Below are 13,560 nucleotides of genomic sequence, written 5' to 3'. Positions count from 1 at the left end.
GGGGGAGGGTGGCCCGCGAAGCGGGTCGGGAGAGGGGAGCGACGGTGCAGAATGAGGCTGCGCCCATCTTGAAGGCTGCGCGCTATCCTGAACCCGGGTTCCCCTCTCCCGACCCCTGCTGACGCAGGGGCCACCCTCCCCCGCAGAGGGGGGAGGGAGGGCGCGTGGCAGATACGGACCGCCTCTGTGACAAAGAACAATCCCCGCCCGCCTTCACCCGCCTGGCTTGCCCCTGACCCGGTCGTGGCGCAGTTTCCTGCCGAAAATCGGTCCTGATCCATATAAGGGGCCGTCGCCACATGCAGATCGCTTCATGACCGCCTACACGCTCGCCGACCTTGCCGCCCTCGTGGCGAGCCGTGCCGGGACCGATCCCGCCACCTCCTACACCGCCAAGCTCTTGTCCGAGGGCCCCGCCAAGGCGGCGAAGAAGCTTGGCGAAGAGGCGGTGGAGGCGGCGATCGCGGCCGTGCAGGGCGACAAGACCGGTCTGCGCAACGAGGCCGCGGACGTGCTCTACCACCTCCTGGTGCTGCTGCGGGCCGGCGGTGTGGAGCTTACCGAGGTGATGGCTGAGCTGGAGCGGCGCACCGCGCAGAGCGGCATCGCCGAGAAGGCCGCGAGGCGCCCCGCGTGAACGCGGCCGCGCTGCCCGGCACGGTCGAGGCGATCCTCGAAGCGTCGGACGGGCTCTCGCCCTATCGCCGCTTCAGCCGCGAGGAATGGGCCCAGCTGCGCGCCGACACGCCGCTCACCCTCAAGCAGGAGGATCTGGAGCGGCTGCAATCGATCAACGACCCGATCTCGGTCGAGGAGGTGGTGGCGATCTACCTGCCGCTGTCCCGTCTGCTCGCCCTCTACGTCGCGGCGACGCAGGGTCTGTTCAAGGCGACCCAGCGCTTCCTGATGGCCGAGCGCGAGACCAAGGCCCCCTACATCATTGGGCTGGCCGGTTCGGTGGCGGTGGGCAAGTCGACGACCGCCCGCATCCTGACCGCCCTGCTGGCGCGCTGGCCCAATACCCCGAAGGTCGACCTCGTCACCACGGACGGGTTCCTGCTGCCCAACGCCGAGCTCGCCGCCAACGGGCTGATGGAGCGCAAGGGTTTCCCCGAGAGCTACGACACCGCCGCGCTGCTGCGCTTCCTCCACGACGTGAAGGCCGGCCATAAGCGGGTGACCGCGCCGCTCTACTCGCACCTCGTCTACGACCGGGTGCCCGGGGAGGAGCGGGTGGTGGAGAGCCCCGACATCCTGATCGTCGAGGGCCTGAACGTGCTGCAGCCCGCCCGCCTGCCCCGGGACGGGACCGCGATTCCCTTCGTGTCCGACTTCTTCGACTTCTCGATCTATCTCGACGGCCACGAGGACGACCTGCATCGCTGGTACGTCACGCGCTTCATGAAGCTGCGCCAGACGGCGTTCCGCGACCCGCGCTCGTACTTCCGGAAATACGCCGAGATTCCCGAGACCGAGGCGCTCGACATCGCCGACCGGCTCTGGACCACGATCAACCTGCCAAACCTGCGGGAGAACATCCTGCCGACCCGCCAGCGGGCGAGCCTGATCCTCACCAAGGGGGCGAGCCACCGAATCGAGAGCGTGGCGCTGCGACGGTTGTAGGGGGTACTTGGATTAAGAGAGGCGGTCCGCGCCGAGCCTCTCCGTCCCCCCTCTGCGGGGGGCTATCGGATTCACACATCGTGCGCTCCAACGCGGCCGCAGGATCAAGCGCGGGTCCCCTCTCCCGCTCGGGAGAGGGGGCCTGTCGCGCTCTGCCACCAGCGTCGATGTCCGCATCCGGTCGCTGCGAGGGCGGGAGGGCGCTTGGTTGATCCGAGCGACCAAAACTACGCGAACGGATATTCCGCCTCCGCCACATACGGCCCACCCCCGGTCGAGTCCCGCGCCGAGAACAGCGTCACCCGGTCCACAGCGAACGTCAGCGGCGCGAAGACCGGCGCCTGCGACAGGTACATCGCGGCCGCCTCCGGCGTCGCCTCGCGCCGCAGCCGGGCCAGCGTGATGTGCGGGGTGAATTTTCGCCGTTCCGGCTCCACCCCGGCCCGACGCACCAGCCGCTCCTGCTCGGCCTGGAGATCCATCAGCGCCGGATCGGCCATCACCGAGGCGTAGAGCGCACGCGGCTTCTCACCGCCGAACAGGCCGAGACCATCGAGCGTCACCGTCAGGGCCGGGCGCGCCCGCATCTCGGACAAGGCTTCGACCACGTCGTTGGCCGTGGCCGCATCGATGTCGCCGATGAACCGCAGGGTCACATGAAAATCACCCGGCTCGATCCAGCGGGCGCCGGGCAGGCCTGCCTGATAGGCCTTCAGCGCCTCGGCGATTGCGGGCGGCACGGCGAGCCCGGTGAACAGGCGCGGCACTACCGCGACGCCCCCTGCCGGAGGCCGCCTACAAACGTCTCCACCGTCGGCAGCATGCGGGAAGCGATGGTCTCCACGCCCTGCCGGTTCGGGTGCAGCCCGTCATCGAGGTGCTGGCCCCGGTCGCCGATGATACCATCGAGGAAGAACGGGTAGAGAGTCAGGTCGTAGCGCTTGGCGAGCGTCGGGTAGATCGCGTCGAACCGCGCCTTGTAGTCCGGCCCGAGATTGGGGGCCGCCTGCATGCCGGCGAGCAGGACCGGGATGCCCCGCGCCTTCAACCGCTCGATGATCGCCGACAGCGCGCCCTCGGTCACCTTCGGGTCGGTGCCGCGCAGCATGTCGTTGGCGCCGAGTTCGAGGATCACCCCGGCGGTCCCGTCCGGCACCGACCAGTCGACCCGGTCGAGGCCGCCGGTGGCGGTGTCGCCCGAGACGCCGGCATTGGCGATCGTCACGTCCACGCCCTTGGCCTTGAGCAGGCGCTCCAGCACGGAGGGGAAGGCGGCATCGGCCGGGAGCCGGTAGCCGGCGGTGAGGCTGTCGCCGAGGGCGACGAGCTTGAGAGGGCCGCCGGGGGCCGCATGCGTCACTGTCATGAAAGGGACCATCAGGAGCGCTAGCGCTGCGGCAAACAGGGCCGTGCGCCGGAACACAGCGCCACCGTCATGGCGCAGCCCCAATGGGCGACCCATATCGCGGTGCAGCCACGGCCTGTGCCGCCAAGTTTGAGCCCAAGACAGGACCTCGCGCGCCATGCTCGTCATCGCCCACAGATCGTCCGCTCGATGAACCAAGGCAAGGTGGGAAGCGCCCCCGCGATCGCGCTGTCCGATATCGATCTCAGCCTCGGCCGCGGGGCCGCCCGGGTCCACGTCCTGCGGGGCATCTCCCTGAATGTCGGCCGCGGCGAGGCGGTGGGGCTCGTCGGGCCGTCCGGCTCGGGCAAATCGACGCTGCTGATGGTGATGGCCGGGCTGGAGCGGCCGGATTCCGGCGGCGTGGTGATCGAGGACACCGACCTCGTCCGCCTCGACGAGGACGCACTCGCCCGGTTCCGCGGCCGGCGGATCGGCATCGTGTTCCAGGCCTTCCACCTCGTGCCGACCATGACGGCCCTGGAGAACGTGGCGCTGCCGCTGGAGCTCGCCGACCGGCCGGGCGCCCTGGAGCGGGCCCGCGCCGAGCTGGAGGCGGTGGGTCTCGGCCACCGGCTGCACCATTATGCGGCGCAGCTCTCCGGCGGCGAGCAGCAGCGGGTCGCCATCGCCCGGGCAGTCGCCCCCGATCCGGCGATCCTGGTCGCCGACGAGCCCACCGGCAACCTCGACGAGACCACCGGCCGCCAGATCGTCGATCTCCTGTTCCGGCTGAAGCGCGACCGCGGGGCGACGCTGGTGCTGGTCACCCACGACAACGGCCTCGCCCGCCTGTGCGACCGCACCGTGCGCCTGCGCTCGGGGCGAATCGAGGAGGCGGTGACCGCCTGATGCACGGCACGATCACCCGCCCCGACCCCGCGCCCCGCCGGATCCCGCTGACCCTGCGCCTCGCGCTGCGCGAATTGCGGGCCGGGCTCAACGGCTTCGCGGTGTTCCTGGCCTGCATCGCGCTCGGCGTCATGGCGATCGCGGGCGTGGCGTCGATCTCGCGCTCGCTATCGGACGGGCTCGGCCGGGAGGGCCGGCGCATCCTCGGCGGCGATCTGGCCTACAACCTCATCAACCGCGAGGCGACCGACGCGGAGAAGCAGGCCCTGGCGCGGGAAGGGAAGCTCGATATCGTCGCCTCCCTGCGGGCGATGGCGGTGGCGCCGAGCGGCGATGCGGCCCTGGTCGAGCTGAAAGCCGTCGATCCCACCACCTACCCGGCCGCGGGCGAACTCGTCACAGAACCGCAGGCGCCGATCGCCGATCTCCTGGCGGAGCACGACGGCGTGCCGGGGGCGGTGGCCGATCCGGCACTCCTCACCCGCCTCGCCGTCAAGGTCGGCGACCGCCTGACGCTGGCTGGGCATCCGGTCGCGATCCGCGGCACCATCGTGTCGGAGCCCGACAAGATCGCCGGCGGCATCGGCTTCGGGCCGCGGCTGATGATCTCCGAGCCGACCTTGCGCGCCACCGGCCTCGTCCAACCCGGCAGCCTCAACCGTTGGAGCTACCGCATCCTCCTGCCAGCCGGCACGCCGGATGCCGACCTCGACGCCGCGCAGGCGCGCATCCGCACCGCGACTCCGGAGGCCGGCTGGGAGATCCGCTCGCGCACCAACGCCGATCCGCGCTTCGCCAAGAGCATCGAGCGCTTCACGCAGTTCCTGACCCTGGTGGGCCTCACCGCGCTGATCGTCGGCGGCGTCGGGGTTGGCAACGCCGTCCACGCCTTCGTGGACCGCAAGCGGCCCTCGATCGCGACCCTCAAGAGCGTCGGCGCGCCCGGCTCGCAGGTGGTCGCCCTATACCTGACCCAGGTGATGCTGATCGCCGGCCTCGGCACCCTGATCGGCCTCGCGATCGGGGCGAGCCTGCCCTTCCTGTTGGACGCGCTGTTCTCCGCCGACCTGCCGCTGCCGCTGAACCCGACGCTCGCTCCGGGCGAGCTGGCGCTGGCCGCCGCCTACGGCCTGATCACCGCCTTCGCGTTCGCGATCACGCCGCTGGGCCGCGCCCACGACGTGCCGGTCTCCGGCCTGTTCCGCGATACGGTCGATCCCGCCCGGGTGCGCCCGCGCTGGCGCTACCGGATCTGGCTGGCCTTGAGCCTCGCGGCCCTGGTCGGCCTGTCGGTGGCGACCGCCTTTGACCGGCGGGTGGCGCTGATCTTCATCGCGGCCGCCGCCATCGCGTTCGGCCTGCTGCATCTTGTGGCCCTCGGCCTGATGACGCTCGCCCGCCGCCTGCCGCATCCGCGCTGGCCCGCGCCCCGGATGGCGCTCGCCAACCTCCACCGGCCCGGCGCGCTGACGCCCGCCATCGTCCTGTCGCTCGGCCTCGGCGTGACGCTCCTCGTGACGCTCAGCCTGATCGATGCCAATGTCCGCCGCACGATCAGCGCGACCTTGCCGGCCCGGGCGCCCAATCTCTTTTTCCTGGATATTCCTTCGCGGGACGCCGCCCAGTTCCGCGAGTTCCTGGCCCGCTCCGCCCCGAATGGGAAGATCGAGGACGTGCCGATGATGCGCGGCCGGATCGTCGCCCTGAACGGTGTGCCGGCGGGCAAGATCCGCCCGCCGGAGGATGCCGCCTGGGTGCTCGACGGCGACCGGGGCATCACCTACGCCGACACCGTGCCGGAGGGCTCCAGCCTCACCGAGGGGGCGTGGTGGAGCCCGGAGCAGGGCGCCAAGCCGCTCGTCTCCTTCGAGGCGGACCTCGCCCGCCAGCTCGGCCTCAAGCTCGGCGACACCGTGACGGTGAACGTGCTCGGCCGTGATTTGACCGCCACGATCTTCAACCTGCGCCGGGTGGAGTGGCGCAACCTCGGCATCAACTTCGTGATGGTGTTCTCGCCCGGCACCTTCCGCGGCGCGCCGCACTCGGATCTCGCCACCCTGACGCTGCCCGGCGGCACCGATGCGGGGGTCGAGAACCACATCCTGCGGGATGTCGCAAAGACCTTCCCATCGGTGAGCGCCGTGCGGGTGAAGGACGCCCTCGACGCCATCGGCGACCTCGTCGGCCGGCTGGTCCTGGCGATCCGCGGGGCGAGCGCGGTGGCGGTGTTGGCGAGCCTGTTCGTGCTGGCGGGCGCCATCGCGGCCGGGCACCGGGCGCGGCTCTACGATGCCGTGGTGCTCAAGGTGCTGGGGGCGAGCCGGTCCCGCCTGCTCACCGCCTACGCGATCGAGTACGCGGCGCTCGGCCTCGCCACCGCCCTGTTCGGCCTCGCGGCCGGCACGCTCGCCGGCTGGGTGATCGTCGCCAAGGTGATGCACCTCGACTTCCGGCTGGATCTCTCGGGGGCGCTGGTGGCGGCGCTCGCCGCCGTGGCGCTGGCGATCCTGCTCGGGCTGCTGGGCACGTGGCGGATCCTGGGGCAGAAGCCGGCGCCGTACCTGCGGCAGAGCTGACGGCGCCGTCAGCCGGGCTTGTGCACGGTGATCTTGCCGCTCGGCTCCAGGATGATCCCGGCCGTGTCGCCCACGCCCTGGACGCCGGTCTGACGCAGCGCCTCGTCGAGGTCGGCGGCGCTGACGGACTGGCGCAGGCAGGCGCGGGCGTCGAGCTGACCGCCGCGGCCCAGATGGATGGCTTTCCCCTCGAAGATATGCGCCAGCCGGGTGGAGCGGGCCGCAGCCTGGGCCAGCAGCCAGTGCAGGAGAACGAGGACGGCGCTCGCCGCCATCGTGCCGAGGAGCGGCGCGTTTCCGGTGAGTGCCCGGCTCAAGGAGGAGCCCAGCATGATCGAGACCACGATGTCGAGGGCGGACCAGCGGCCAAAGGTCCGCCGCCCCGAGATCCGCACCAGCAGCAGCCCGTAGGCGAAGATCAGCACGGCGCGGGCGCATTCCTGCCAAGCCGACACGTGCGGCGCGGTGCCGAACAGGGTTTCGAGGAATGTCGTCATGGTCAGCCCCGAATCGTCGCCTGTCGGGGAACAGCGTCCATCACCGGCGGATCCGGTCCGCAGGCGATGACCCGACCCGACGCAACCCAACTCAGTTTGAAACGTCGCGTGCGCAACGATGACGTCTGCGTGTTCGTCGGGGGCATAAGGAAGCCGTTAAGACTTCGTCTGAAGCGTTTGAGTCCGCGGCAACCCGGCAACCGGCAGTCGAACTTGCGGCTGCGCGGCCGGAAAGCATTTTAATCCCGGGCCGGATGGACAAAAATACATCGTCCGGACACGGAAAACCGGCCCCGCAACCGTGGCCGGGCACTTGTGCTGGGGCCGAGCCCGCAACATATTCCTGACCGAGGTGCCAGCCTGGCGCCAGAGGTCCTGCGTGGGCCTCGCCCGAAACACCACGCTGAGAGAGCCTCCGCAAGGAAACTCCCATGGCATTCGAAAACAGCCCCTTCCGGTACGGCGCCCAGCAGCCGACGGGCTACGCCGGCACCCAGGTCGAGGTCGACCAGGGCCTGCGTGCCTTCATGCTCGGCGTCTACAACAACATGATCGTCGGCCTCGGGATCTCCGGTCTCGTCGCCCTCGGCCTGAACATGGCTTCGGTCGCGGCCTACCAGGGTACGCGCCCGATCCTGACCCCCTTCGGTCAGACCCTCTACCTGAGCCCGCTCAAGTGGGTGCTGATGCTCGCCCCGCTGGCGTTCATCTTCATCTTCTCGATGCGGATGGACCGCATGTCGGCCTCGTCGGCGCGGACGATGTTCTTCGCCTTCGCGGCGGTGATGGGCGCCTCGATGTCCTCGCTCCTGCTGGTCTTCACCGGCGCGAGCGTGGTGCAGGTGTTCTTCATCACGGCGGCCGCCTTCGGCTCGCTGAGCCTGTGGGGCTACACCACGAAGCGCAGCCTGTCCGGCATGGGCTCGTTCCTGATGATGGGCCTGATCGGCATCATCCTCGCGTCGCTGGTGAACATCTTCTTCGCCTCGTCGGCCCTCCAGTTCGCCATCTCGGTGCTGGGCGTGCTGATCTTCGCGGGGCTGACCGCCTACGACACCCAGAAGCTCAAGGAGATGTATCTCTACGGCGGCTTCAACGGTGAGATGGCGGCCAAGATGTCGGTCAACGGCGCCCTGACGCTCTATCTCGACTTCATCAACATGTTCCAGTTCCTGCTCAGCCTGATCGGCGACCGCCGCTAGGCAAGACGGACTGACGGGATGACGAGACCCCGGCGGGCGACCGCCGGGGTCTTTTTTATGCCTGACCGGCCGGCGTGCGGGCGCTACCCTGCCGTCATGTTGCGAATCACCGGCCTCTCCGCCTTCCCGATCACGCCGAGCGATGCGGATGGCCGCGTCGAGGCCGACGCCCTGCGCCGGCTGCTGGAGCCGCTGGCGGCGGCCGGGGTCGATTCGATCGGCCTGCTCGGCAGCACCGGCACCTACGCCTACCTGTCCCGGGACGAGCGGCGCCGCGCGGTGGAGATCGCTGCCGAGACCGTGTCCGGCCGGGCGCCCCTTCTGGTCGGCATCGGCGCGCTGCGCACCGACGAGGCGATCCGCCTGGCCCGGGACGCGCGGGCAGCCGGGGCCGCCGCCGGCCTCCTCGCGCCCGTCTCCTACACGCCGCTCACGGAGGAAGAGGTCCTCGCCCATTTCGAGGCCGTGGCGGGGGAGGGTGGCCTGCCGCTCGTGATCTACGACAATCCCACGACCACGCATTTCCGCTTCTCGCCGGAGCTGATCGGCCGCATCGCGCGCCTGCCCGGCGTGGTGGCGGCCAAATGCCCGGCACCGGAGCCGGCGGCCGCCGCTGCCGGGCTCGCCGCGCTCCGGGCTGCGTTGCCGGCCGATTTTCCCCTCGGCTTCAGCGGCGACTGGAACGCCACCGAGGCCCTGATCGCCGGGGGTGATGCGTGGTTCAGCGTGGCCGCGGGCCTGTTTCCGAACGCCTGCCGCGCCATCGTCCAGGCGACCGGCGCGGGTGACGCGGACCGCGCCCGTGCGCTGAATGCGGAGCTCGAACCGCTCTGGGCCCTGTTCAAATCCCATTCGAGCCTGCGGGTGGTCTACGCGCTGGCCGAGATCCTGGGCCTCTGCCGAGCCGCACCGCCGCTCCCGATCCAGCCGCTATCACCCGAGGTGCGGGCGGAGATCGCCGGGGCCGTCCGCCGGCTGTCCCTGTCCTGAGATCGCCCCGTCAGACCGCCCGGGGCGCCGGCTCCAGCACGGCGATCACCCGGGCCAGCTCGGTGCCGCGCTTCAGGATCTGGCCGCTGGCGGCGATCACCGCGTAGGCGCCCTGGCGGCGGGCAAGCTTCGGATCCTTCTCGATCCGGTAGAGCGGCATCTCGGAGGCGCGGCGGTAGATCGAGAACACCGCCTTGTCACGCCGGAAGTCGAGGGCGTAGTCGCGCCATTCGCCCGCCGCGACCTGACGCCCGTAGAGGTTGAAGATCACCCGCAATTCGTCCCGGTGGAAGGCCACCTGGGGCGGCTCCGCGCGGGCGGGGAAGGGAATCACATGTCCCGCTGCCTCGTCGGGCCCCGGCCCAGCGCCCATCCTCTCGGTCATCGTGACTCCCGTGTAGCGTTGCTTTGCCGGATGATGGGCCCCGCCGCAGCGGCCCGCAAGGGTGGGGGCCGGGCACATTCGTGTCGCCAGAGACACACCCAAGCGACAAAAAACACCGTTCCGCCCAATTCATGCCTTTTGCGAGCCGCGTTGCGGGTGCACAACAGATGGTGAACCTCGACCGGTTTCTGACCGGCCGGCGCCGCGACCCAGCTCCCCAGCCATCGGTCGCCGGTCGGGCTCCCAGGACCCGGCACTCCGAGGTTTCGAGACCCAAGACTTCAGGCCGCCCCACCCGGGCGGCCTTTTTTCTGTTCCGGTCCGGGGCGGGATGCCTGTATGCCACGCGCCATGGGGCCGCCCGCCTTCGACGACACCTTCCTGCAGGATCTAGACGCGCTGTTCGCGTGGCGCCGGGACGTGCGCCGGTTCCGGCCCGACCCGGTCGATGCCGACCAGCTCGACGCGTGTCTGGCCACGGCCCACCGGGCGCCCTCGGTGGGCAACAGCCGGCCCTGGCGCTTCGTGCGCGTCTCGGACCCCGCCCGGCGCGCCGCCATCGTGGCGAGCTTCGGCCGCTGCAACGCGGCGGCGGCGGAAAGCTATGACGCGGATCGGGCGGAGCGCTACCGGACCCTGAAGCTCGCGGGCCTGCGGGAGGCACCGGTCCACCTCGCGGTCTTCTGCGATACGGCGACCGAGACTGGCCTGGGGCTCGGCCGGGCCAGCATGCCGGAGACCCTGGCGTATTCGGTGGTCGGGGCGGTCCAGTGCTTCTGGCTCGCCGCCCGGGCGCGGGGGCTCGGCGTCGGCTGGGTCTCGATCCTCGAACCCGAAGCGGTCACAGCGATCCTGGCGGTGCCGGAGACCTGGCGGCTCGTCGCCTACCTGTGCGTCGGCCATCCGGTGGAAGAACACCTCGATCCGGAACTGGAGCGCCACGGCTGGCAGGACGAGGACGTGCGCGGCCGCCGGTTGATCGAGCGTTGAGCCGCCGCGCCGCAGGGTACGAAGTCGTGCCGCCGCCGGCGGACGCATTTACGTTGCTGCTTTACCGTAATCAGGGGATTTGGGTGCTGTCCACGCATCAACCATAGCTTCCCCTGGAACGACAAGCTCGGCCGTGGATTACTGGGCCGCGGATACTCTTGCTTGTCGAGGAAAAGCTTATGTCGGGTCGGCTCACGGCTTTATTCGGACTGGCCGGCGCGATGCTGGCCGGAAGTCTCGGCGGCGCGCAGGCGCGCGAGATCGTACCGTTCCAGAACGGCGTCGCGCCGGGCGCGATCGTGATCAGCGTGACGCAGCGCAAGCTCTACCTGGTCAACGGCGACGGGACGGCGATCCGCTATCCGGTGGCGGTGGGCAAGCCCGGCAAGCAGTGGTTCGGCACGGCCGCGATCGACGGCAAGTACGTGGCGCCGGCCTGGTCGCCCCCGGCCGAGGTGAAGCGCGACAACCCGCGCCTGCCCAACCTGATCGCGGGCGGCTCGCCGCACAACCCGATGGGCGCGGCGGCCATGACCCTGCAGGGCGGCCAGTACGCGATCCATGGCACCAACCGGCCGAGTTCGGTCGGCACCTACGCATCCTATGGCTGCATCCGGATGTACAATCAGGACGTGGTCGATCTCTACGCCCGGGTCGATGTCGGCACGCCGGTCTACATGACGCACTGACGCGCAAGTCCGGGTTTCGAAAGGGCGAGCCCTTTCGCGGGTCCAGGGCGGAGCCCTGGTGAACGTTTCAGGGCCAGGCAACTCAGGGCTCCGCCCTGAGAACCCGCCAAAGGGCTCAGCCCTTTGGAATCCCGGACTCTCAGCCAGCCGGCGGCGCGGTCGCCTCGACGGCCGTGAAGGTCTCCAGGATCCGGTAGGTGTGCTCCGCCCCGGCCGGCACGACGTAGGAATCTCCGGCCGCGAGCGTGACGGTCTCGCCGCTCACCACCAGCTCCGCCTTGCCGCTGATCACGTAGCCCACGGTCTCGTGGGGGGAGGTGGTCATCGGCTTATCGCTGTTCGGCTCCTCGCCGCGCCACATGCGCATGCCGAGCCGTTCGCCCCGCGCCAGGGTGATCTCTCCATGCGGCCCCTCGGCCGCGCCCCGGGCCGATACCTTCGTCGCCATCGCGTGCTCTCCCTGTCGATCAGGCAGGGGGAACGGCCCTCGGGCCGCCGCGTTCCGGGGTCAGAAGTCGACCGCGAGGCCCTTCACCTCCCAGTCGTCGTAACGCACCGGCTCCAGACCGCCGCGGCCCTGGCGCTCCGGCTTGGCGCTGATCTCGGACGCGCGGGCATCGATCGCGGCCCGGCGCTCGGCCGCCTCCGCGAGGGCGCGCTCGGCCGCGGGGCTCAGCGTGCGGGGTGCAGCACCGGCTGCGTTCTGTTCGTTCTGGTCTTGCATCGCGCTCGCTCGGGTGTGAGGGCGTGGGTCGAGAGAATTCGGCTTCGGAGCAGAAGTGGCATCGCGGGACATCGGCCGCAACACGCGGACCAAGACTTCACCGCAGGGGACGGGCGCCGATACGGCGGGCCTCGGCGCCCGGCGCGCGGCGCAGCACGCGGTCGCGGCGCTGATCGGCCAGGACCGGCCGCCCGCCCTCGACGAGGCGCTGGCTCAGGCAATCCGCGCCGAGGCGCTGGCGCCGGCCGATGCCGCCCTGGCCCGGGCCATCGCGGTCGCGACCTTCCGGCGCTACGGGCAGATCCGCGCGGCGCTCAGCCACAGGCTGGAGCGCGGGCTCCCCGCCGCCAAGCCCCAGCTCACGGCGCTCCTCGCCACCGCCACCGCCCAGATCCTCGATCTCGCGGTTCCCGACCATGCCGCCGTCGATTGCGCGGTGCGGCTCGCCAAGGGGGACAACCGGACGGCCCATCTCGCCGGCCTCGTCAACGCGGTGCTGCGCCGGATCGCCCGGGAGCGCGAGACCATTTTGGCCGAGGGCGCCGACGCGCTGGCCATCAACACGCCGGACTGGCTCGCCCGCCGCTGGGGTGCCGCCTACGGGCCGGAGCGCGCGGGCGCGATCGCGCGGGCGCATCTGGCCGGCGCCGCGATCGACCTGACGCCGCGGGGGGACCCGGCGGCGTGGGCCGAGCGGCTCGGGGCCGTGCGGCTTCCCACCGGCTCCCTGCGCCTGCCGGAGAACGGGCCGGCGATCCCGGACCTGGCGGGCTTTCAGGACGGGGCGTGGTGGGTGCAGGACGCCGCCGCCGCAATCCCCGCCCGGCTGCTCGCGCCTCAGCCCGGCACCCGCGTGCTCGACCTCTGCGCCGCCCCCGGCGGCAAGACGATGCAGCTCGCCGCCACGGGCGCGCACGTCACGGCGGTCGACCGCTCGGCACCGCGGCTGGAGCGCCTGCGCGAGAACGTCGCGCGACTCGGCTTCGATGTCGAGATCGTGGTCGCGGACGCCCTGGCCCTGGAGGGGGAGGACCACGATGCCGTGCTCCTCGACGCCCCCTGCTCGGCCACCGGCACGATCCGGCGCCATCCGGACGTCGCCTGGACCAAGGCGGAGGCCGATATCGGCCGGCTCGCCACGCTTCAGAGGAAGCTTTTCGATCACGCGGCCGGGCTGGTGCGGCCGGGCGGCCTCCTGGTCTACTGCACCTGCTCGCTGGAGCCGGAGGAGGGGGAGGCACAGGTCGCGGCCTTCCTGGCGCGGGATTCGCGGTTCACGCGCGTCGCGGTGCAGCCCGAGGAGGTCGGCGGAGCGGCCGAGCTGATCGACGCCAACGGCGATCTGCGCACCCTGCCGTGCCATCTGCCGGAGGTTCCGGGGGCGCGCGGTGGGCTCGACGGGTTCTTCGCGAGCCGGCTGCAGCGCGCGGGGTGAGGTCGGGTAGCTCGGGCGTCACCGGACAGGTTACGTAGAGATATCCCGCAGTCTTGCGGTGGAGCGACGGCACCACGCGTCTCCCTCCCCCCTTTGCGGGGGAGGGTGGCCCGCGAAGCGGGTCGGGAGAGGGGAGCGACGGTGCAGAATGAGGCTGCGCCCATCTTGAAGGCTGCGCGCTATCCTGAACCC

General features: G+C 70.9%; 15 protein-coding genes. 9 read left to right on the top strand and 6 right to left on the bottom strand.

Going from position 1 to position 13,560, the window contains the following annotated elements:
* The first annotated feature begins 313 nt into the window (after window positions 1–313).
* Both BLQ49_RS25775 and coaA read left to right on the top strand, forming a co-directional pair.
* Window positions 314–637 (top strand): phosphoribosyl-ATP diphosphatase, encoded by a 324-nt coding sequence (locus BLQ49_RS25775; RefSeq protein ID WP_091721651.1) that lies wholly within the window; start codon window positions 314–316, stop codon window positions 635–637.
* Window positions 634–1,623: a type I pantothenate kinase gene (gene coaA, locus BLQ49_RS25770; protein ID WP_091721648.1), complete on the top strand. Its 990-nt coding sequence runs from the start codon at window positions 634–636 to the stop codon at window positions 1,621–1,623. The genes BLQ49_RS25775 and coaA overlap by 4 nt, the downstream gene beginning before the upstream one ends.
* 227 nt (window positions 1,624–1,850) lie before the next feature.
* On the opposite strand, the gene thpR is transcribed toward coaA, so the two are convergent.
* Both thpR and BLQ49_RS25760 read right to left on the bottom strand, forming a co-directional pair.
* Window positions 1,851–2,390: an RNA 2',3'-cyclic phosphodiesterase gene (gene thpR, locus BLQ49_RS25765; protein WP_091721645.1), complete on the bottom strand. Its 540-nt coding sequence runs from the start codon at window positions 2,388–2,390 to the stop codon at window positions 1,851–1,853.
* A complete protein-coding gene (locus BLQ49_RS25760; RefSeq protein WP_425284033.1) occupies window positions 2,390–3,001 on the bottom strand; it encodes an arylesterase in 612 nt (203 codons plus the stop codon). The genes thpR and BLQ49_RS25760 overlap by 1 nt, the downstream gene beginning before the upstream one ends.
* Window positions 3,002–3,178: 177 nt before the next feature.
* Here BLQ49_RS25760 and BLQ49_RS25755 point away from each other — a divergent pair, with 177 nt between their 5' ends.
* A complete protein-coding gene (locus BLQ49_RS25755; RefSeq protein WP_091721643.1) occupies window positions 3,179–3,880 on the top strand; it encodes an ABC transporter ATP-binding protein in 702 nt (233 codons plus the stop codon).
* Window positions 3,880–6,456 (top strand): ABC transporter permease, encoded by a 2,577-nt coding sequence (locus tag BLQ49_RS25750; RefSeq protein ID WP_091721640.1) that lies wholly within the window; start codon window positions 3,880–3,882, stop codon window positions 6,454–6,456. Before BLQ49_RS25755 ends, BLQ49_RS25750 begins: the two co-directional genes overlap by 1 nt.
* An 8-nt stretch (window positions 6,457–6,464) precedes the next feature.
* Here the strand turns inward: BLQ49_RS25750 and BLQ49_RS25745 are convergent, their stop codons facing one another.
* On the bottom strand, window positions 6,465–6,953 hold the full coding sequence (locus tag BLQ49_RS25745; RefSeq protein ID WP_091721638.1) for a DUF421 domain-containing protein: 489 nt from the start codon (window positions 6,951–6,953) through the stop codon (window positions 6,465–6,467).
* Window positions 6,954–7,384: 431 nt separating this feature from the next.
* On the opposite strand from BLQ49_RS25745, the gene BLQ49_RS25740 reads away from it, so the two are divergent.
* Together BLQ49_RS25740 and BLQ49_RS25735 are read left to right on the top strand one after the other, a co-directional pair.
* Window positions 7,385–8,155, top strand: a complete 771-nt coding sequence (locus tag BLQ49_RS25740; protein ID WP_091721634.1) for a Bax inhibitor-1/YccA family protein — start codon at window positions 7,385–7,387, stop codon at window positions 8,153–8,155.
* 96 nt (window positions 8,156–8,251) lie between these two features.
* A complete protein-coding gene (locus BLQ49_RS25735; protein ID WP_091721631.1) occupies window positions 8,252–9,145 on the top strand; it encodes a dihydrodipicolinate synthase family protein in 894 nt (297 codons plus the stop codon).
* A 10-nt stretch (window positions 9,146–9,155) separates the two neighbouring features.
* Here BLQ49_RS25735 and BLQ49_RS25730 read toward each other — a convergent pair whose 3' ends face one another.
* Window positions 9,156–9,530 carry a DUF2794 domain-containing protein gene (locus tag BLQ49_RS25730; protein WP_091721629.1) on the bottom strand — a complete coding sequence of 125 codons (375 nt, stop codon included), beginning with the start codon at window positions 9,528–9,530 and terminating at the stop codon, window positions 9,156–9,158.
* Between the two features lie 351 nt (window positions 9,531–9,881).
* On the opposite strand from BLQ49_RS25730, the gene bluB reads away from it, so the two are divergent.
* Window positions 9,882–10,520: a 5,6-dimethylbenzimidazole synthase gene (gene bluB, locus BLQ49_RS25725; RefSeq protein WP_091721626.1), complete on the top strand. Its 639-nt coding sequence runs from the start codon at window positions 9,882–9,884 to the stop codon at window positions 10,518–10,520.
* Window positions 10,521–10,699: 179 nt separating this feature from the next.
* Window positions 10,700–11,209, top strand: a complete 510-nt coding sequence (locus BLQ49_RS25720; RefSeq protein ID WP_091721623.1) for a L,D-transpeptidase — start codon at window positions 10,700–10,702, stop codon at window positions 11,207–11,209.
* Between the two features lie 139 nt (window positions 11,210–11,348).
* On the opposite strand, the gene BLQ49_RS25715 is transcribed toward BLQ49_RS25720, so the two are convergent.
* Complete coding sequence (locus BLQ49_RS25715) at window positions 11,349–11,657, bottom strand: cupin domain-containing protein (protein ID WP_091721621.1); 309 nt, start codon at window positions 11,655–11,657, stop codon at window positions 11,349–11,351.
* A gap of 60 nt (window positions 11,658–11,717) precedes the next feature.
* The gene (locus BLQ49_RS25710; protein WP_091721618.1) at window positions 11,718–11,933 is read right to left on the bottom strand and encodes a DUF1674 domain-containing protein; all 216 of its coding nucleotides are present in this window, start codon (window positions 11,931–11,933) and stop codon (window positions 11,718–11,720) included.
* A 55-nt stretch (window positions 11,934–11,988) separates the two neighbouring features.
* Between BLQ49_RS25710 and BLQ49_RS25705 the strand changes: the two genes are divergently transcribed.
* A complete protein-coding gene (locus BLQ49_RS25705) occupies window positions 11,989–13,368 on the top strand; it encodes an RsmB/NOP family class I SAM-dependent RNA methyltransferase (RefSeq protein WP_091721615.1) in 1,380 nt (459 codons plus the stop codon).
* Window positions 13,369–13,560: the final 192 nt, after the last annotated feature.

It is taken from the genome of Methylobacterium phyllostachyos, from assembly GCF_900103445.1.
Classification (GTDB): domain Bacteria; phylum Pseudomonadota; class Alphaproteobacteria; order Rhizobiales; family Beijerinckiaceae; genus Methylobacterium; species Methylobacterium phyllostachyos.
The sequence above is the reverse complement of the archived record's forward strand: the minus strand, read 5'-3'. Positions and strand labels throughout refer to the sequence as shown.